Origin of the sequence: Flavobacterium sp. (genome assembly GCF_046296355.1) — a bacterium.
Taxonomy (GTDB): domain Bacteria; phylum Bacteroidota; class Bacteroidia; order Flavobacteriales; family Flavobacteriaceae; genus Flavobacterium.
Map to the genome: position 1 here is coordinate 220,711 of NZ_JBKBLM010000001.1, position 19,413 is coordinate 240,123.

Annotated in this window: 16 protein-coding genes; 9 read left to right on the forward strand and 7 right to left on the reverse strand. The window is 37.2% G+C overall.

From position 1 onward, the window contains the following. Positions 1-5 precede the first annotated feature (5 nt). Positions 6-1,010: an AAA family ATPase gene (locus ACK4HO_RS01085; RefSeq protein ID WP_409661332.1), complete on the reverse strand. Its 1,005-nt coding sequence runs from the start codon at positions 1,008-1,010 to the stop codon at positions 6-8. Between the two features lie 251 nt (positions 1,011-1,261). On the opposite strand from ACK4HO_RS01085, the gene ACK4HO_RS01090 reads away from it, so the two are divergent. The 5 genes from ACK4HO_RS01090 (at position 1,262) to ACK4HO_RS01110 (ending at position 5,250) form a co-directional block, all read left to right on the forward strand. Further along, a complete protein-coding gene (locus tag ACK4HO_RS01090; protein ID WP_409661335.1) occupies positions 1,262-2,128 on the forward strand; it encodes an aldo/keto reductase family oxidoreductase in 867 nt (288 codons plus the stop codon). 82 nt (positions 2,129-2,210) lie between these two features. Next, on the forward strand, positions 2,211-3,362 hold the full coding sequence (locus tag ACK4HO_RS01095; protein WP_409661338.1) for an ATP-binding protein: 1,152 nt from the start codon (positions 2,211-2,213) through the stop codon (positions 3,360-3,362). Then, positions 3,355-4,092, forward strand: coding sequence for a metallophosphoesterase (locus ACK4HO_RS01100; RefSeq protein ID WP_409661341.1), 738 nt, complete (start codon positions 3,355-3,357; stop codon positions 4,090-4,092). The genes ACK4HO_RS01095 and ACK4HO_RS01100 overlap by 8 nt, the downstream gene beginning before the upstream one ends. 66 nt (positions 4,093-4,158) lie before the next feature. After that, positions 4,159-4,653 (forward strand): DUF6646 family protein, encoded by a 495-nt coding sequence (locus ACK4HO_RS01105; RefSeq protein ID WP_409661344.1) that lies wholly within the window; start codon positions 4,159-4,161, stop codon positions 4,651-4,653. A gap of 21 nt (positions 4,654-4,674) precedes the next feature. After that, the gene (locus tag ACK4HO_RS01110) at positions 4,675-5,250 is read left to right on the forward strand and encodes a PhnA domain-containing protein (protein WP_409661347.1); all 576 of its coding nucleotides are present in this window, start codon (positions 4,675-4,677) and stop codon (positions 5,248-5,250) included. Positions 5,251-5,336: 86 nt separating this feature from the next. Here the strand turns inward: ACK4HO_RS01110 and ACK4HO_RS01115 are convergent, their stop codons facing one another. From ACK4HO_RS01115 to ACK4HO_RS01125, 3 genes are all read right to left on the reverse strand, one after another. Next, entirely contained in the window at positions 5,337-6,890 is a 1,554-nt protein-coding gene (locus ACK4HO_RS01115) for an aldehyde dehydrogenase family protein (protein ID WP_409661350.1), read from the reverse strand. 135 nt (positions 6,891-7,025) lie between these two features. Next, on the reverse strand, positions 7,026-7,562 hold the full coding sequence (locus ACK4HO_RS01120; RefSeq protein WP_409661353.1) for a 3-hydroxyanthranilate 3,4-dioxygenase: 537 nt from the start codon (positions 7,560-7,562) through the stop codon (positions 7,026-7,028). Positions 7,563-7,623: 61 nt separating this feature from the next. After that, positions 7,624-8,724, reverse strand: a complete 1,101-nt coding sequence (locus tag ACK4HO_RS01125) for an endonuclease/exonuclease/phosphatase family protein (RefSeq protein WP_409661356.1) — start codon at positions 8,722-8,724, stop codon at positions 7,624-7,626. A 139-nt stretch (positions 8,725-8,863) separates the two neighbouring features. On the opposite strand from ACK4HO_RS01125, the gene ACK4HO_RS01130 reads away from it, so the two are divergent. Genes ACK4HO_RS01130 through ACK4HO_RS01140 form a run of 3 tightly spaced genes read left to right on the forward strand, consistent with a single transcriptional unit; the run spans position 8,864 to position 13,691 of the window. After that, positions 8,864-11,683 (forward strand): carboxypeptidase-like regulatory domain-containing protein, encoded by a 2,820-nt coding sequence (locus ACK4HO_RS01130; RefSeq protein WP_409661359.1) that lies wholly within the window; start codon positions 8,864-8,866, stop codon positions 11,681-11,683. A 13-nt stretch (positions 11,684-11,696) separates the two neighbouring features. Then, positions 11,697-12,302, forward strand: coding sequence for a DUF5017 domain-containing protein (locus ACK4HO_RS01135; RefSeq protein WP_409661361.1), 606 nt, complete (start codon positions 11,697-11,699; stop codon positions 12,300-12,302). Between the two features lie 9 nt (positions 12,303-12,311). After that, complete coding sequence (locus ACK4HO_RS01140) at positions 12,312-13,691, forward strand: DUF5689 domain-containing protein (RefSeq protein WP_409661364.1); 1,380 nt, start codon at positions 12,312-12,314, stop codon at positions 13,689-13,691. Positions 13,692-13,968: 277 nt separating this feature from the next. On the opposite strand, the gene ACK4HO_RS01145 is transcribed toward ACK4HO_RS01140, so the two are convergent. Beyond that, positions 13,969-15,576, reverse strand: a complete 1,608-nt coding sequence (locus tag ACK4HO_RS01145; protein ID WP_409661367.1) for a T9SS type A sorting domain-containing protein — start codon at positions 15,574-15,576, stop codon at positions 13,969-13,971. Between the two features lie 4 nt (positions 15,577-15,580). Then, on the reverse strand, positions 15,581-17,110 hold the full coding sequence (locus ACK4HO_RS01150) for a hypothetical protein (protein ID WP_409661370.1): 1,530 nt from the start codon (positions 17,108-17,110) through the stop codon (positions 15,581-15,583). A 443-nt stretch (positions 17,111-17,553) separates the two neighbouring features. On the opposite strand from ACK4HO_RS01150, the gene ACK4HO_RS01155 reads away from it, so the two are divergent. Then, positions 17,554-17,910 (forward strand): helix-turn-helix domain-containing protein, encoded by a 357-nt coding sequence (locus ACK4HO_RS01155; RefSeq protein WP_409661373.1) that lies wholly within the window; start codon positions 17,554-17,556, stop codon positions 17,908-17,910. A 123-nt stretch (positions 17,911-18,033) separates the two neighbouring features. Here ACK4HO_RS01155 and accC read toward each other — a convergent pair whose 3' ends face one another. Continuing rightward, a complete protein-coding gene (gene accC / locus ACK4HO_RS01160) occupies positions 18,034-19,380 on the reverse strand; it encodes an acetyl-CoA carboxylase biotin carboxylase subunit (RefSeq protein ID WP_409661376.1) in 1,347 nt (448 codons plus the stop codon). Positions 19,381-19,413: the final 33 nt, after the last annotated feature.

Genomic DNA, 19,413 nt, shown 5'->3' on the forward strand with positions numbered 1-19,413 from the left:
GACTATTAAGGAACTTCAATTTCGTTTACGATTTTGTTGATGATGTCAACGGAAGTGATGTTTTCAGCTTCGGCTTCGTAAGTTACTCCGATTCTGTGACGCAATACATCGTGGACTACGGCGCGAACGTCTTCCGGAATTACGTAACCACGGCGTTTGATAAAAGCGTAACATTTGGCAGCCGTTGCCAAGTTGATGCTTCCACGAGGAGAAGCTCCGAAACTGATTAATGGTTTTAAACTTTCTAATTTGTATTTTTCAGGAGTTCGAGTAGCAAAAATGATGTCTAAGATGTATTTTTCAATCTTCTCGTCCATATAAACTTCACGAACGGCTTCTTGAGCGCGAAGAATTTGGTCAACCGAAACCACTGCGTTTACTTTTTCATAAGCGCCTTTTAAGTTCTGACGGACAACCATTCTTTCTTCTTCCATTTTTGGATAATCAATCACAGTTTTTAGCATAAAACGGTCAACTTGCGCTTCCGGTAAAGGATAAGTTCCTTCTTGCTCAATTGGATTTTGCGTAGCCAATACTAAAAACGGCTTGTCTAATTTGAAAGTCGTATCACCAATGGTTACTTGTTTTTCCTGCATCGCTTCTAACAAAGCCGATTGCACTTTGGCCGGTGCACGGTTGATCTCATCCGCTAAAACGAAATTGGCGAAAATAGGTCCTTTTTTAATCGAAAACTCATTGGCTTTAATATTGTAAATCATCGTTCCGATAACGTCTGCAGGTAATAAATCGGGTGTGAACTGAATACGGCTGAAACTTCCGTCAATAGCTTGGGACAAAGTATTGATGGCTAAGGTTTTTGCCAAACCGGGAACACCTTCCAAAAGAATATGCCCTTGTCCTAAAAGCCCAATTAACAATCGTTCTACCATGTGCTTTTGACCTACGATGACTTTGTTCATTTCCATAGTCAACAAGTCGATAAAAGCACTTTCATGTTCTATTTTTGCATTAATTGCTCTGATATCTAAAGCAGTACCATTTTCTTCCATAGTGTTCTATTTGTTCTACTGTATGTACATTATAATTTTAACATTTCAAAAGTGAAAATTTATTAGGTTACGCGATGTTAATAATGCGTTAAAACTTTGCAAAACATCCCAATTTTAAGGACGATTTATGATTTTCTTTTTATAATTTTAAGACCTAAACTGTTTTCCGATTTTCCGTCGGCAAAATAAGAAATTTTTCCAAAGCGCAAAAAACAAAAACAATTACAACACATTACTTAAAAAACATAAAAATGCAAACAAAACTATCACCCATAATTGCCGGAACCATGAATTGGGGCATTTGGGATAAAAAGCTTAATACTTCCGAAATGGCGCATCTCATACAGCTTTGTATTGAAAACCAAATCACCACTTTTGACCATGCCGATATTTATGGAGGTTACACTACCGAAGCCGATTTCGGAAAGGCTTTCGCCCAAAGTAAAATTGACCGAAAAGATATCCAATTGATTTCAAAATGCGGAATACAACTTACCCATGGAAGAGACAATAAAATCAAACATTATAATTATTCCAAAGACTATATTATTTGGTCGGCAGAGCAATCCCTAAAAAATCTTCAAACCGATTATTTGGATGTGTTCCTTTTGCATCGCCCAAGTCCGTTAATGGAGGCTGATGAAATTGCAGAAGCGGTTGAAAAACTCAAAAAAGAAGGTAAGATTATTGATTTTGGTTTGTCCAATTTTACCGCGTGGCAAACCGAATTGATTCGTCAAAAAACCGAAATCAGTTATAACCAAATCCAATTTTCAGCAACACATCACGAAGCGATGTTAGACGGCAGTTTTGATTATATGCAAATGCACAACATTCGTCCGATGAGTTGGAATCCGTTGGGAACCGTATTTAGAGAAGACATTGAGCAAACGCGTCGATTGAAAAAGTTATTGGCAGAATTGGTGAAAAAATACCATTTTGGTTCGGATACGATTTTGTTGGCTTGGATTTTAAAACATCCGGCCAGAGTGCTTCCGGTAGCCGGAACGGTAAATGTCGCCCGAATTCAAGCCTTAATGAAAGCGACAGAATTGCAATTGGAGCAAGAAGATTGGTTCGCCATTTGGACGGAAAGTATGGGGAATGAAGTGCCTTAAAAATACGAAGTTTGAAGTACAAAGTTTGAAGTGATTCTACTTTGTACTTTGTAAATCGTACTTTGTAAATCGTACTTAAACTATGATAAATAAACGTCTTCTTATAAAAAACCTATTAGCTCACAACGATGAGTGCAGTTTTTATGACAAGAAACGTCAGTTGAATTTGCACACCAAAGAAGGAAAAGCCAAGTTTTTAAAGCACATTTGCGCGTTGTCTAACTCAAACCCTTCGAACAATTCTTATATCGTGGTTGGTGTCGAAGATCAGGACAACGAAATCATGGGCGACGATTTTTTTGACGACAGTCGAATACAAAATTTAGTCAACGCTTACTTGGAAAATCCGCCCAAGATACAATACGAAAATGTGCCGTTTCCCAATTTGCCGAAAGACAGAGTTGTAGGTTTGGTAACGATTAAACCGAAACACAAAACGTCTTTTTTCAAGAAAAACATTCACACGATTTTAGCGAATACCGTTTTTGTTAGAGTGGGCAGTAATTCGATGCCAACAGAAGATAAAATTCCGTATTCGAAACAGAATATCGAAACGGTGATTAGCATTGAAAACAATTCGCGAAACAGCATCGCTTACACGCTTGATGGAGTGATGGATTTCATGAATGTACGACACGGTGATATGCCTTCGAAATACAAGGTTTTCAAAGAGTTGTTTGTGATTTGTTGGGCCGGAATTCCCAAAAAAATTCGCGACATGACTTATCTATCCCGTGTCGATATTGAATTGATTAACGAACAAGTAAAGCTTTTTTATTCGGCACTCGATGTGGTTTCTATTCAGTATGACGACCATAGTTTTACGATTGTAGAACATGTTCCGCTTGGGTTGAATGACAAAACCAGTTTTTATCCATTGGAACAATTGACGATACATTTTTTTGACAATGGCTATTACAAAATGGAAACCAAAATGCTGTTTGAACCACCGGCTTACAATAAAAAAATGCTGCATCACATTTATAATTCTAATTTTGCTTTAATTAATAAATTGCAAAAAGGAATCACGATTTCCGAACGCGAAGAAAAAGACTTAGAGAATTTGTCTTCCACTTTGATGATTTGTTATTTGAACGGTTTTGAAGAAGCAAAGCAAAAATTAATTGAAGCCAAGCCATTCTTGAAAGCCCAAAAGAAAGCCAATGTTTATTTGAGTTTTAAAGAGGCGATGCGCATTTTAAGAAAAATGAAATACAACGAAATTAATGGATAGAATATTAGTAATCGGCGATATTCATGGCGGATTAAGAGCACTTCACCAAGTCATGGAAAGGGCTAAGGTAACCACGAATGACACACTTATTTTCCTTGGTGATTATGTTGATGGTTGGAGCGAATCGCCACAAGTCATTAATCATTTAATCGATTTGGGTAAAAAACAGCATTGCATTTTTCTGCGGGGCAATCATGATGAGTTATTGTTAGATTGGTTAGAAGGCAATACAAAGAATTTCGACGAAAAAATGTGGTACAAACACGGCGGTGAAGCTACGGTTCTGGCTTATGAAAAAATCTCTGAAGCCACAAAGAAACTGCATATTGATTTTCTGATAGGATTGGATAATTATTTTCTTAATGAGGATAACCGGTTGTTTATTCACGCCGGATTTACCAATATGAATGGCGTTAATTATGAGCATTTCCCCAAATTGTTTTATTGGGACAGAACGCTATGGGAATCGGCATTAGCATTAGATCCCACTATTGCTAAAGACAGTTGGTTGTATCCAAGAAGGCTGACATTGTATGACGAGGTATACATTGGTCACACACCGGTCACGCGAATCGGAGAAACCATTCCGGTGCGGAAAGCTTGTGTTTGGAATGTGGATACCGGCGCCGCTTTTAAAGGACCATTGACGATTATGGATGTCAACACTAAAGAATTTTGGCAAAGTGAACCTTTGAACGAATTGTATTTTAACGAAAAAGGCAGGAATTGATTTCAAATTAATTCTACAAATAAGAATTTTCTAATAGCGTATATTTGTACTTTAATTTAATTTATTATGAGAAAAATAATCACAGTAATAGCCATTGTGATGGTAAGTTTAGCCAATGCACAAGCGTTTAAAGGTAAAGGAGATATTAAAGGCCAAGTAGGCATGACCATTCAAGATGGCGGAACCGGAATTGGGGTTTCAGCAGATTTTGGAATGGGAGAAAACATGTCTTTTGGAATTGTGGCAGGTTATATGCTAAACGCCAATGAAATAGCCGGATTTAAGCCTCGTTTTGAAGACAGAGCTGATTTGAAAGTGCGTTTCAATGCCAATATAGGCAACGTTTTAAAACTAGATCCAAAGATGGATGTTTATCCGGGATTGAATTTAGGGTTGAGAAATTTTGGCGGGCATCTTGGTGCAAGGTACTTTTTTACCAATGGATTCGGAATGTTTGCCGAAGCCAATGTGCCATTAGCCAGATATGATACCGAAGTAAACGGATTTGAGAACTACAACAACCAATTCGTGTTTACTATTGGTGCTTCGTTCAACCTATAATAATAATTTAAGCCAAACCTAATGAGTATTGTTACCGAGAAAAGATTAAAAGACAGAAGCGATTCTAAATGTGAAATCAGTGGAAGCGAAGAAAATTTAGTGGTGTATTTAGTTGAACCAAAAACCGAAGACATTCCTGAAAATTGTATTTTAATCAACAAAACTTTAAAAGACCAAATTGAAAATCCGGACACGACTAATGCCAATGATTGGCGTGGTTTAAGCGATAGTATGTGGAATGAAAATCTTCCGGTGCAGATTGTTTCTTGGCGCATGTTAGCAAGATTAAAAAACCACGATTTACTCGACATGATGTACTTGGATGAAGAGGCATTAGAATGGGCGAAAGCCACGGGAGAAGGTGAAGACGAAGAAGGCAAAATCGTTCACAAAGATTCTAATGGCAATCTATTATTTGATGGCGATTCTGTGGTGTTGATTAAAGATTTGGATGTGAAAGGCGCGAATTTCACTGCAAAACGCGGCGCAGCCGTTCACAATATTAAAGTAGTTTGGGACAACGCCGAACAAATAGAAGGAAGAGTCGAAGGACAACATATAGTGATTTTGACGCAGTATGTGAAGAAAACAAAATAGTAATTAGTGACTAGTAATTAGTGATTAGTCGTTTGAAAAATATTTTTCTAATCACCAATCACTAATTACCAATTACTTAAAAAAGACTACAAATCAAATTTAATGCCTTGTGCCAATGGCAAACTAGTCGTGTAATTAATCGTATTCGTTTGTCTTCTCATATACACTTTCCAAGCGTCTGAACCCGATTCGCGGCCGCCACCGGTTTCTTTTTCACCACCAAAAGCACCTCCGATTTCAGCACCCGAAGTTCCGATGTTAACGTTGGCAATACCGCAATCTGAACCGGCAACCGACAAGAAAGCTTCTGCTTCACGCAAGTTGTTGGTCATAATCGCAGAAGATAAACCTTGTGCCACACCGTTTTGAATCGCAATAGCATCATGAACATCACCCGAATATTTTAATAAGTATAAAACCGGAGCAAAAGTTTCGTGTTGCACAATTTCAAATGAATTGTCTGCTTCAGCAATGGCTGGTTTTACATAACAGCCGCTTTCGTAACCTTCGCCCGAAAGAACGCCGCCTTCTACTAATATTTTCCCACCTTCAGCCACTACTTTTTCTAAAGCTTTGCTGTACATTTCAACCGCATGCGTATCGATTAGTGGTCCAACGTGGTTGTTTTGGTCCAAGGGATTTCCAATTCTCAACTGGCCATAAGCACCAACAATCGCATCTCTTACTTTATCATAAATACTTTCGTGGATGATTAATCTTCGAGTAGAAGTACAACGTTGTCCTGCGGTTCCAACTGCACCGAAAACTGCGCCGATTACCGTCATTTTGATGTCAGCATCCGGAGTTACGATGATGGCGTTGTTTCCACCTAATTCTAAAAGGGAATTGCCTAAACGAGCCGCACAAGCTTGCGCCACGATTTTACCCATACGAGTTGAACCGGTAGCTGAAACTAAAGGCACGCGTTTGTCATGTGTCATTAATTCCCCGACTTTATAATCACCGTTGATTAAACAAGAGATTCCTTCCGGAAGGTTGTTTTCTTTCAATACTTCGGCGATGATATTTTGACAAGCGATTCCGCACAAAGGTGTTTTTTCAGAAGGTTTCCAAACGCAAACGTCACCGCAAATCCATGCCAAAGCAGTGTTCCAAGCCCAAACGGCTACAGGGAAATTAAAAGCCGAAATAATTCCAACGATTCCTAGCGGATGGTATTGTTCGTACATTCTGTGACCCGGACGTTCTGAGTGCATCGTTAATCCGTGAAGTTGGCGAGATAAACCAACAGCAAAATCACAGATGTCAATCATTTCCTGAACTTCTCCGTAACCTTCTTGTAGTGATTTCCCCATTTCATAGGACACTAATTTCCCAAGTGGTTCTTTGTATAGTCTTAATTTTTCCCCAAACTGACGCACGATTTCACCGCGTTTTGGAGCCGGCATTAAACGAAATGTTTTGAATGCTTCGCTGGCGGTTTGCATTACTTTTTCGTAATCTGCAGGCGTAGTGGTTTTTACTTTTCCGATTAATTGTCCGTCTACGGGAGAATAACTTGCTAAGATTTCACCGTTTGAAAAATGGTTATTCCCGGTAGAAGTTCCTTCGTTGATGGCTTTTATGCCTAATATTTCTAAGGCTTCGGTCATGCCGAATTGTTGTGCAATTGTTGACATTATAAGTTTATTTGTTTTAGTGATTGCAAAAGTAATCGTTTATTTTGAATTTTAGCCCGGATAGGAACGACATCCTTTTTATGATTTTTTTAATCATAAAAAGATATAGTGGATAGCTGGATTAGCTCCTGAAAATTATTTTGAAGTAAATCTTGAATCGGCTTCCATTACTGTACCACATTTGTCACAGGTTCTGAGTTTTTCTGAATTGTAAAAATGATTGAAATGTTGTAAAAAGTCTTTTTCGATGTCGTTTAACTCGAAATAAACCTCGTAAAGTTTGTGGTTACAATGGTCGCAAAACCACAGTAAGCCGTCGGGTATGTCTTTTCCGTTTCTTTTTCGTTCAACGACTAATCCTATGGAATTTTCTGAACGTGATGGAGAATGTGGCACTTTGGCGGGCAATAAAAACATATCGCCGGCGGAAAGCTTCATGGCTTTTTTTTCACCGTCTTCTTGGATGTAAACGGTGATTTCGCCTTCGAGTTGGTAGAACAGCTCTTCGGTCTCGTTGTAGTGGTAATCTTTTCGGGCGTTGGGTCCGGCAACAATCATTACGATATAATCGCCTGAATCAACGTATAAGTTTTTGTTCCCAACGGGTGGTTTTAACAAATGACGGTTGTCGTTTATCCATTGGTTGAGGTTGAAAGGTTTTGCTACAGCCATGAGTGCTTTTTTTGTAAAGTTATAAAATAAAAAAGTCCCGATGTGCTCGAGACTTTTAAAATTATTTCATTTCTTTTATCAGATAGATGTAAACTGGAAAGTGGTCGCTATAACCTATTTCATTTGCACCGTGTCTTAGCGGATAACCTTTATATTGTCCGGTTGTGGTAATCATATAAGGTTTGTTATAAATCCCTGCTTTCCAGTAGCGGAAAGAAGAATAATCGGATTTTATAAAGGCTTCTGAAACCATAATTTGGTCAAAAATATCACCGGCATCTCTGTAGAATAAAGTGGCATTTCCTTTGTAAAACATTTCTTCAAACGGATTGTAGATGCCAAATTGTTTTACCTCTTCCTTTTTGCGTTTGGCGCCAATGCCTTCTTTTACACTTTTATTATAAGAACCATCGTTTAAATCGCCCATGGTAATGATTTTAGCATTAGGGTTGATTTTGTAGATAGAATCGATGATTTGTCTGTTCAATCTTCCTGCGGCTTCGCGGAAAGGAGAGCTTTTCTTTTCACCACCTGAACGCGATGGCCAGTGATTCACAATTATGTTTACTTCTTCCCCATCGAGAAAACCGGTAACCAAAAGTTGGTCACGAGTGTAAACCCTGTTGTCAGTAGTCACTTCGTTTTTGTCGTCTGTAGTTTCTTCTTTGTCTTTTTTATCGTCTTTTGCTTCTTGGTTTCTGTAAATCAGCAAAGGAATATTTTTAAAACTGGTTGGTTTGAAATGCTTCTTTTGGTACAAAAGCGCTACATCAATTCCTCTTTTGTCAGGAGAATCGAAATGAACCACACCATAGTCCTTATTAATAAGGAGTGGTTCTTTGACCAAATCTTCTAAAACACCTCTGTTTTCAATTTCACATCCGCCAATTAATGTCGGTGAGTTATTAGGGTTTTCACCGGTTCCAATTTCAGAAAGAACTCTGGCCAAGTTGTGCAATTTTTGTTTGTATTTTCTGGAAGTCCAATTTTGGGCTCCGTTGGGCAACCATTCTTCATCGTTATTGGAACCATTAATAGTGTCAAATAAATTTTCAAAATTGTAGAAGGCTACCGTATGAATATTATACTTTTTTCCTTGGGCATTGGCAGTCGAAATTGCGAATAAAACAAAGAAAAGCGATATAAAGGTTTTAATTCTCATAAAGGGTGTATTAATTTAATGTCAAGTTTTTTACAAACTTTGGGCCAAAAGTAGATAATATTATTAAATGATGTACATTTGTCGGCTGTTAAGTTTTCATTAAGGCTTAACCAAAGGAAAAATTAATTTAATTTTATTTATGAAAAAACTTGTTATTAGTACTTTATTTGTAATGCAAGTGTTTTTTGTTTTTGGACAAACTACCACCGGAATTACAGGGAAAGTAGTAGATTCTAAAACACAAAAACCATTACAAAATGTCGTAGCTTCTATTCAAAACACTATTTTGACAACTTTGTCTGACGGAAGTGGTGTTTTTATTTTCAAGGAAGTACCCACAGGCAGTCAATTACTGCAAATCAAAAGCACCGGTTATAAAGATCAATTATTAGTAGTTGAAGTCGAAACCGGGAAAATGGCAGATTTAGGAGTTATTGTTTTTGAAGAAGATATAACTTCAGAGCAACAATTAAGTTTAGTTACCATTACTGAAAATGACTTAGGTGATGACAATAGTGGTTCCGAAAGTACTTCGGGATTATTACAAGCTTCCAGAGATGTTTATCAACAAGCGGCAGCCTTTAACTGGGGACAAGCACGATTCAGAATCAGAGGTTTAGACAATGAGTATAGTACTACCATGATTAATGGTATTTCAATGAATAAAATTTATGACGGAAGACCACAATGGAGCAATTGGGGTGGATTAAATGATGCCACAAGAAACCAAGAGTTTACCATGGGTTCTGCGCCGTCTGATTATACTTTCGGGGGTGTTTTAGGAACTCAAGAGATTAACACCAGAGCATCTGTTTACCGTAAAGGTTCGAGAATCTCTTTTTCAGGAACCAACACCAACTACAGCTGGAGAATGATGGGAACTCATGCTTCAGGGATGAGTAAAGACGGTTGGGCCTTTGTAGTTTCTGCTTCCAGAAGATGGGCAGATGAAGGCTATTTTGAAGGAACTAACTACGCTGCTAATTCAGTATTTGCCAGTGTAGAAAAGAAAATCAATGACAATCACTCGATTAATTTCACTTCTATTTTTGCACAAAACAAGAGAGGCAAAAGTTCTCCGAATACCGATGAGGTAACTCGTTTAAAAGGCGTTGAATACAACTCTTATTGGGGTTGGCAAGAAGGAGAAAAAAGAAATTCAAGATACAAAGAAATTGAAGAGCCAATTAATATGTTGAGCCATTTTTGGAAAATCAGCAATAAAACCAACTTGAACACAAATGTTGCGTACCAAGTAGGATTTGTAGGCAACAGTCGTTTGGATTTCCAATTGGCCAATAACCCTGATCCAACGTATTACAAAAACTTACCAAGTTATTATTTGAATGACCAGTCTTACTACGTGCCGACATATGCTCCGGATAACGTAACCATTATTGGTTACACCAATCCAAGTGCGGTTCAAGCCGAAGCCAATTTCTTAAATGACGGACAGATTAATTGGAGAGAGATTTATAACGCCAATGTTATTGTTAACGGAGGACAAAGAAGTTCTTATGTTTTATATGAAGATCGTGTTGACGATAAACAATGGAGTGCTAATTCTTATTTGAATTCCTCTATTGCCGACAACATCGTTATGAATGCCGGGATTAACTTCAAAAAGTTAAAATCAAGAAACTACCAAAAATTGGTTGACCTTTTAGGTGGTACTTTTTTCAACGATGTTGATCCGTTTTTTACCGGTGAGGCAACACAAACGGATTTGAATAATCCGGACAGACAAGTAGTAGAAGGCGATGCTTACGGCTATAACTATGATTTGAATGCTATTACTTTTGACGGATTTACACAATTCAAGTTCAATTATAAGAAAGTAGATTTCTATTTAGGACAAACATTCTCCAGATCAGAATACCAAAGAGAAGGAAATTACAGAAACGGGATTTACGCCAACAACTCCTATGGGAAAAGCGCTAAAGCTATTTTTGAAAACTTCGGTTTCAAAGGAGGAATGACGTATAAAATTAGCGGTAAACATTTCATAGATATGAATGGTGTTTATATGACCAAAGCGCCAAACCTTAGAAACACATTCTCAAATGCGCGTTTAAACAATAACATTACTCCTGATTTGACAAGCGAGTCAGTGATGGGTTCTGATATAAGTTACATCATTAAAGCACCAAAATTCAAAGCAAGATTAACAGGATTCTATAACAAAATTTCTGATGCGACTCAAATTTCATTCTTCTATGGAGAAGGCATTTTTGATGCAGGTGAAGATGGAGATACAGACACCGATTCTTTTATCAGTGAAATTGTAACCGGAATCAATAAGAAACACGTAGGTGCTGAGTTTGGTTTTGAATACCAAGTTACCTCTACCATTAAAGCTACAGGTTCTGCATCATACGGTCAATACACTTATGATAACAATCCTAACCTAAAAGTAAATGATGATGCTTTGGCAACTTCAACCAATTCAACGCCAATATTTGACTTTGGTAAATCGTATTTAAAAGGATACAGATTACCTGGAATGCCACAACAAGCTTACTCTTTTGGATTAGAATACAGAGATCCAAAATTCTGGTGGATTGGTGCCAATATCAATTACTTAGCAGACAGTTACATCAGTATTTCAAACATCTTAAGAACCGAAAATTTCGTGGCTGATGCAAACGGTTTAGGTTTTGAAGGTGCTACACAAGAAGCAGTAAGAGAATTATTGAAACAAGAAAAATTTGACCCAATTACATTACTAAATTTAGTTGGTGGTAAATCTTGGAAAGTAGGTAATGACACTTTCGGTTTCTTTGCTTCTATCAATAACGTTTTAGATTTTGAATATAAAACCGGAGGTTTTGAACAATCAAGAAAAGCAACATTCCCTGATTTACAAGCAGATAATGCTAACGGAACACCATCATTCGGACCGAAATATTTCTATGGTTACGGAAGAACCTATTTCTTAAACTTATACATTAACTTCTAATACTATTAGAACTATGAAAAATATACTTAAATCATTTTTGGCAATAGTAACTGTTAGTATTGCCGTAAGTTGTTCGGATGACACCGAGATTGCGCCATTCAAACCCCTAATTTTCTCTGAAGATTTTCCGGAACCTGAAATTGATTACAATGCCACTTTCGATTTTGAAGGTTGGACCAATTTCGCCGAAACCGGAACCAAACTTTGGATTGAAAGAGATTTTAACAACGACGGTTACATTCAGTTTAGTCCATTCGGAAGCAGCCAGGCTTCTAATATCGGTTGGGCAATTACTCCAGCCATCAATATTTCTGAAGGAGCGAACGCTGTTTTATCTTTTTCGTCAGCCTCTAACTTTGTTGACAATCCCGAAAATAAATTAGAAGTATTTATTGCTACTGATTATGACGGAACTAATGTTTTAGCAGCAACTTGGACCGAACTAGAAGCCGTTGTGGCCAATAACACTACCAATAACTACACTTATATACCATCAGGTGAAATTGACTTGTCTTCTTATTCAGGCACAGTACATATCGCCTTCAAAGTAACCGGTAACGGAACTACTTTAGACGGATTATTTCAAGTGGATAAAGTAAAAGTTTATTCTAATAACTAAAAAAAGACTATGAAAAACTTAAAATTTTTAGCATTAGCATTTACAGCAGCCACCTTTGTAGGTTGTGTAAATGATGATTTCAAAGACCCGGATTTAAGCGGTAATTGTACCGACTTAACAACCACCAAAACCGTTCAGGAAATCGCAGCTTTGGCAACAGCTTCTTATGTAAAATATGAAGGTGAAGATATTATTGAAGCTTATGTAACCTCAAGTGATGAAGGTGGAAACTTCTATAAATCAATTTCTTTGGTTTCGGTTGATGGCCAACAAGGATTCAGTATTCCTGTTGACGATTATAACTTGTATACCAAATACGAACCGGGAAGAAAAGTATTTGTCGATATGAAAAACAGATATATCGTTAGAGAGTTTGGTTCACCGGTTATTGGTAACCTATACAATAACGGAACACCAGACATCACAACTGATGACGAAGTAGGTAGAATTTCTCCGGTAGAATACCAAAGCGTTATAACACGTTCATGTACTAAAGTAGAAGAAAGTGCTATCATCAATAATATCACCATTAACCAAGCTTTAAACGATTCGTATTTAAATAAACTGATTGAGTTTGACAACGTACAATTCACAGATGCTTCAATAGGAAAAACTTATTTTGACGCTACTTTAAATGATTTAGGCGGTGCTACCAATCACTTAATCACTAATGAATTCGGAAATACAATTATCGTTAGAGTTAGTTCTTATTCCACTTTCGCGTCTAAAGCCGTACCGTCAAAAAGCGGAAAAGTTAGAGGTGTTTTAACAAAATACAACTCTGATTACCAATTTATGGTAAGAACAGAAAGCGATATCAACTTAACTAATGATCGTTTGTCTATTGACTTCTACCCACCAATCGGAGGTACAGCTATCAATTATACAGCCTCATTAAACGAGCCTTTTACAACTTACACTACTACCAATCAGCAAATATTCCCGGCTTACATCAATGATGCTGTAGTTGGAGGAAGATATTGGCAAATCAAAACGTTTGGTGGTAACCGTTACATCCAAATGACGTCATTCGGAGGAACACCGGAAACCAACAGAACCTTGTTCTTTGTACCGGTTGATTTTGCAGCAGCTAGCAATTTCTCTTTCAAATCAAAAGCAGGTTTCGCTAACGGGAACTGTTTGAAAGTATATTACACCACCGATTATGCTCCGGGAACCAATGCGACTAATGCCACTTATGTTGACATTACTTCAAGTTTCACCATTTCTCCGGGATTGTCTTCAGGTTATCCAACGAACTTTACCAATAGTGGTAACTACGCCATTCCGGGTTCATTAACCGGAAACGGATTCTTTGTATTCGAATACTCAGGAAGCGGAACTGGTATCACAACGACAATGCAAATTGACGATATCTTGATCAACTAGGTTATAAGACTATTAATTCTAAAGAGAGCCATCCTATTTCGGGTGGCTTTTTTTGTGAATATAATTTACTGTTTTTAATCAGGAGCGACCCGAGCGATAGCGAATTGGCGAAGCAATGGTTCGGGCATTTTTGCCATCCATATTCCCGCTTTCCGCGCTACACGGTAGCTAGCTAAAATCGGGGCTAGAGGAAAAGCCGTTTTAACTTTTGGAAACTAAATAGAAACAAAAACCCCAACTTTCTCAAGTTAGGGATAAATAGTCTTGTCTAAAAAAATTAATCTTTGATAACTTTAAATACTTTTCTTGCACCTAATTTTGTTTGTATAGTAACAAAATAAACCCCCGATTGACCAACGATAGGTATCTGAAGAGTGCTTAGATTAGAAAAATCATCTTTACTGATGTTCTGTCCTAAAAGGTTACTCACAGTAACAGTAAAATTATCCACTAATGATTCAAAATCAATCGTTATAATTCCATAGGTAGGATTAGGATATAAATTAGCATTTTGCAACACTTCAAAACCGGTTGTAGCCAAATTTTCAGGGTTTAATTTCACTACCCATATATCGCCTTGCCCGTGATTTGTTTCAGTAATATCAAATGAATTTGATGACTGAGAGCCTCCACCAAGAATAAATGAACCATCAGCAAATTGTGTGACACAACGCAACCCATCAATATTAGTTCCTCCTATATCTTTTTGCCATTGTATGTTGCCGTTTTCATCAACCTTAACAACCCAAGCGTCATAATCTCCTTTTGTAGCTTCTGTCTTATCTCCCGAAATCCCCGATAACGTAGATCCGGTTAGTATATAACCATTATCCAGACACTGAGTCATCCCATACAAAGAATCATCACTACTACCACCTAACGTTTTCTGCCATTGTATAGTTCCGGCCATATCCAATTTTATTGTCCAAAAATCTTTACCTCCTCTTGAATTTTCTGTTTTTAACCCTGATATATTTGAATCAGTATGCCCGCCAACCAAATAACCTCCATCACTCGTTTCAATTATTGTTTCACAAAAATCGTCACCACTACCTCCAATAGTTTTTTGCCATAGTATAACCCCATTAGCATCAAGTTTGATTACCCAATAATCCCTTAGCCCATAGCTGTTTTCCGTTTTTTCACCTGATATATTAGAACTTGAAGTCCCTGCTATCATAAAACCACCATCTATCGTTTGAATAATTTTATCTAATACATCTCCACTAGACCCTCCTATCGTTTTTTGCCAAATAATATTACCCATGGTATCTAGTTTTAAAATCCAAATATCAGAACCTCCTCTCGAGGGATCCGTCTTTTCACCTGTATTTGAGGATTCCGATGCCCCAGCAACCATATAATTGCCATCATTGGTTTCAAAAAAATCAGTAAGACCATCAAGACTATTACCTCCAATCGTTTTATCCCATAATATGGAACCAGAAGCATCCAATTTTAAAATCCAATAATCATAATTTCCTCTGCTAACCTCGGTCTTTTCACCGGATATAGAAGCATTTGAGTACCCTCCCACCAAAATTTTCCCATCGGTAGTTTCATAAACAGAACCCAAAATATCATTATTGTCAGTGCCAAACTGTAAAGGTCCGGCACCCATAGTTTTATCCCAAAGTACAGTACCTGCATCGTTTGTTTTTACTAACCAATAATCAACACCACCTCTTGCGTTTTGAGTTTTATCCCCTGATGCATTTGAGTTTGAACGACATCCTATTAACACATTATTGTCTTGAATAGTAAAAACAAAAGTGCCAAATTCACCTAAGTTTCCTCCTATCAATTTCTGCCAGGCTATGTCAGGCGATTGTGAAAAAGATTGTAAAGAATACAAGCACAAAAATATGGAAATTGAAATTTTCATCGCTTTATTCTTTATAAACAACTACCTCATATAATACACCTGTTTCAGTCACTTTTTTGATAATATGATATTTATGTGCTTGCAAATAATCGTACAAGTTAGGATCGTTTACCTTCAATTTATCCCATTGTTCAATAGTAAAATTATAACTTCCTATAAAATCAGTAATCAAATCAGTACCTGAAACAAATTCTTCTTCGGTACAAATGACTCCTCTTGTACAAACAACTGTAACTGTTCCAATTTGAGTAGGGTCTATTTGATTAATAATAATTGGATAATCTAGAGAATGATTTATATCAACAGGAATATTGTTTATATTTACATTAATTAAATCTGGATCACCATCATTTTCCGGAAATATATAATCAAACCCTTTTTGAAAGCGGTGTTTTTCTAAAAGGTTTCTACACACGGTAGCATAGCCATTGCCTAAATCCTCTACGCTTATTATGGCATTTCCACCTATATTGGTAGTTTCAAAAGGTTCGTATAAACTTTCAACTGTAGTTGCAAATAATGCTAATTGAGAATTTATAGGGTCTTCTACATAATTACGGAATCTCTCACCTTGATTAAATGTAAACTCTCCTTGAAATTGAATGTCTTCAATGCGATTCACATTCATAAAGTTTTTAATTGGTACAGGATAAGTAACATATAAGACACCAGGTAAATAAGGTAAGTTGTTACCATTACTATCATATCCATTGAATCCTGAGCAATCCCTTTGATGACCTATATAAACTCCATTTTCATCAACATCTGCATCTTCATATTCAAATGGCGATGCATAAGTATCTACATTTCCATCACCAGCAGAATCAGCGTTAAAACCCGAATAAGAGTTTATGTTATCTGGATCTCTAGTAACCCGTTCACAAACTGATGAATTGATTGGTGTTAACCCAACGCCATTCTCATTGGTGTGTCTTGCACCGAATATGTGCCCCATTTCATGAACTAAAACTCCTGTCGTAAAAAATGCTTCTGGAATAAAAATGTTTGGCATATTATGCCCAACATTAGGATTTAAAATATAAGAAACATAACCAGGTAAAACAGTTTCTATTCCATTATCTATTTGCAAAAAATTATGAACCACAAAGATATTAATAGCATTATCAACTTGATGATTGTTCTGAAGACTAAAACTATGCAAATCATCTTGTGTTGGCAATAATGGAGATATCGTATTTCCAGGGGTTCTAATATTAATATGTTCATTTGAATATATGTTATCAAACCCTCTATACTTAAAAAAAATGTAAAATTGATTATAAGCAACATTTAAATTTTTCACCGCATCCATAACTTGTGCTTCTCCTACATTACTACTACCCCCTTCTTCTGTTAAAATGTGAAAATAAATGTTATATACTTTAGGAGAATTAACAGCTGGTGTTGGATTATTGCTCATTGTACTGTAAACCACTAAAGGATGTGAAATATCGTTATCGTTATGTAATAACATTTGACTGAAGCAATTAATGCTAATAACCAAAAACGAAAAGGTGAGTGACATTTTTTTCATAAGTTATTCATTTTAAGGGTTAGATGTAGTAAAAATAAGAAAAAATATTTACTATATTCATTTATTGATGATTAAGGTTCAAACCCAACTCTAAAGCACACAACAATTTTATTTTTCCCATAAAAGCTTCCAATACTTACACCATCATTTCACATTATACAATCATTATTCCCACTTTATCAATTATCATTTCTAGTTATTGCATCAATTTTCCCGCTTATTGCACCAACTTTACTAGTTAAGTAATTATCATTTCTAGTGATTTCATCATTTTTCCCAATACTTCCATCATCATTCCCAAAACTCGCACCATCATTCCCGGAACTTGCATCATTTCTCCCTAAGCATGCAACAGCTTTCCGTATTTTAACAACAGCTATCCCTATTTTGGAACATTATTTGCAGATAATGAAACCATAGTAATGCTTTAAACCAATATAAATATGTTAGTATTCAACCTCAGAGCCATTATGAAGACCCGCCAAATCGAAAGACCTTATACCTTTTTAGTAAAGGCCGGCATCTCACCACATTCCGCTAACGACTTGCTCAATGGCCACATCCGAACCTTCCGTTTAGACCACATCGAAAAGATTTGTGAACTCCTTTATTGTGAACCTAACGACCTCTTGGCCTACAAACCCAACAGCACCCAAAAACTAGCCAATGACCATCCGCTAAACAAACTAGTCCCCAAAAACGAAGAGTTCGATTGGCAACAAACCTTAAAGACACTTCCATTAGAACAACTCAAAGAAGTCGCCAAGCTCATCAACCAATCCAAAGAAAACAAAGAGTAAACAAATAAAAAAGCCCCGCTTTTCAGCAGGGCTTTCTATTTATCCCAGATAGCGCGGATTTGCAATCCGTGCTAAAACAAATTCAAACAAAAAACCCAACTCTCTCAAGCTGGGTTTCTTTATTTATTCCGGATCGTTCATTTTAAAACTCTCCATAAACTTCGTAGTGTAATTTCCGGCTACATAATCCGGTTCTTCCATCAACTGTCTGTGGAACGGAATGGTTGTTTTAATCCCTTCAATGTAAAACTCATCCAAAGCGCGTTTCATTTTGTTGATGGCTTCTTCTCTGGTTTGCGCAGTCGTAATCAACTTAGCAATCATCGAGTCATAATTCGGCGGAATCGTATAACCTGCGTAAACGTGAGTATCTAAACGCACTCCGTGTCCACCCGGCGCATGTAAAACCGTAATCTTACCCGGTGAAGGACGGAAGTCATTATAAGGATCTTCAGCGTTGATACGACATTCAATAGAGTGCAATTGCGGTAAATAGTTTTTACCAGAAATTGGCACACCGGCTGCTACTAATATCTGCTCACGAATCAAATCGTAATCAATAACTTGTTCTGTAATGGGGTGCTCTACTTGGATACGCGTATTCATTTCCATGAAGTAGAAGTTTCTGTGTTTGTCTACTAAGAATTCTACGGTTCCGGCACCTTCGTATTTGATAAATTCGGCTGCTTTTACTGCGGCTTCACCCATTTTAGTTCTCAACTCGTCTGTCATGAACGGAGACGGAGTTTCCTCTGTCAATTTTTGGTGACGACGTTGCACCGAACAATCTCTTTCTGATAAGTGACAAGCTTTTCCATAAGAATCACCTACCACTTGTATTTCAATATGGCGTGGTTCTTCGATTAATTTCTCCAAATACATCCCGTCATTACCAAACGCTGCCGCTGATTCCTGACGAGCGCTTTCCCACGCTTTCAATAATTCATCTTCTTTCCAAACGGCACGCATTCCTTTTCCACCACCACCGGCAGTAGCTTTCAACATTACCGGGAAACCCATGCCTTTAGACAATTCTAAAGCTTGTTCGTATGACTCTAAAAGACCTTCAGAACCAGGAACACAAGGAACTCCGGCCGCTTTCATCGTGGCTTTAGCCGAAGCTTTGTCACCCATACGGTCAATCATTTCAGGCGAAGCACCAATAAACTTGATACCGTGTTCCTGACAAATTTTAGAGAATTTCGCATTTTCAGATAAGAAACCATAACCCGGATGAATCGCATCGGCATTAGTGATTTCGGCAGCCGCGATGATATTCGACATTTTCAAGTAAGATAAATTACTTGGCGGTGGCCCAATACAAACTGCTTCGTCTGCAAATTTTACGTGTAAACTTTCCGCATCGGCTGTTGAGTAAACCGCCACGGTCTTGATGCCCATTTCTTTACAGGTTCTAATCACGCGAAGCGCAATTTCCCCTCTATTGGCAATTAATATTTTTTTAAACATCTTATTTTAATTAGATAATTAGACAATTTCATG

Excerpts from the sequence above, each read along its gene's own strand:
- ACK4HO_RS01085 (WP_409661332.1), bottom strand. The coding sequence starts at position 1,010 with ATGGAAGAAAATGGTACTGCTTTAGATATCAGAGCAATTAATGCAAAA.
- ACK4HO_RS01090 (WP_409661335.1), top strand. The coding sequence starts at position 1,262 with ATGCAAACAAAACTATCACCCATAATTGCCGGAACCATGAATTGGGGC.
- ACK4HO_RS01095 (WP_409661338.1), top strand. The coding sequence starts at position 2,211 with ATGATAAATAAACGTCTTCTTATAAAAAACCTATTAGCTCACAACGAT.
- ACK4HO_RS01100 (WP_409661341.1), top strand. The coding sequence starts at position 3,355 with ATGGATAGAATATTAGTAATCGGCGATATTCATGGCGGATTAAGAGCA.
- ACK4HO_RS01105 (WP_409661344.1), top strand. The coding sequence starts at position 4,159 with ATGAGAAAAATAATCACAGTAATAGCCATTGTGATGGTAAGTTTAGCC.
- ACK4HO_RS01110 (WP_409661347.1), top strand. The coding sequence starts at position 4,675 with ATGAGTATTGTTACCGAGAAAAGATTAAAAGACAGAAGCGATTCTAAA.
- ACK4HO_RS01115 (WP_409661350.1), bottom strand. The coding sequence starts at position 6,890 with ATGTCAACAATTGCACAACAATTCGGCATGACCGAAGCCTTAGAAATA.
- ACK4HO_RS01120 (WP_409661353.1), bottom strand. The coding sequence starts at position 7,562 with ATGGCTGTAGCAAAACCTTTCAACCTCAACCAATGGATAAACGACAAC.
- ACK4HO_RS01125 (WP_409661356.1), bottom strand. The coding sequence starts at position 8,724 with ATGAGAATTAAAACCTTTATATCGCTTTTCTTTGTTTTATTCGCAATT.
- ACK4HO_RS01130 (WP_409661359.1), top strand. The coding sequence starts at position 8,864 with ATGAAAAAACTTGTTATTAGTACTTTATTTGTAATGCAAGTGTTTTTT.
- ACK4HO_RS01135 (WP_409661361.1), top strand. The coding sequence starts at position 11,697 with ATGAAAAATATACTTAAATCATTTTTGGCAATAGTAACTGTTAGTATT.
- ACK4HO_RS01140 (WP_409661364.1), top strand. The coding sequence starts at position 12,312 with ATGAAAAACTTAAAATTTTTAGCATTAGCATTTACAGCAGCCACCTTT.
- ACK4HO_RS01145 (WP_409661367.1), bottom strand. The coding sequence starts at position 15,576 with ATGAAAATTTCAATTTCCATATTTTTGTGCTTGTATTCTTTACAATCT.
- ACK4HO_RS01150 (WP_409661370.1), bottom strand. The coding sequence starts at position 17,110 with ATGAAAAAAATGTCACTCACCTTTTCGTTTTTGGTTATTAGCATTAAT.
- ACK4HO_RS01155 (WP_409661373.1), top strand. The coding sequence starts at position 17,554 with ATGTTAGTATTCAACCTCAGAGCCATTATGAAGACCCGCCAAATCGAA.
- accC (WP_409661376.1), bottom strand. The coding sequence starts at position 19,380 with ATGTTTAAAAAAATATTAATTGCCAATAGAGGGGAAATTGCGCTTCGC.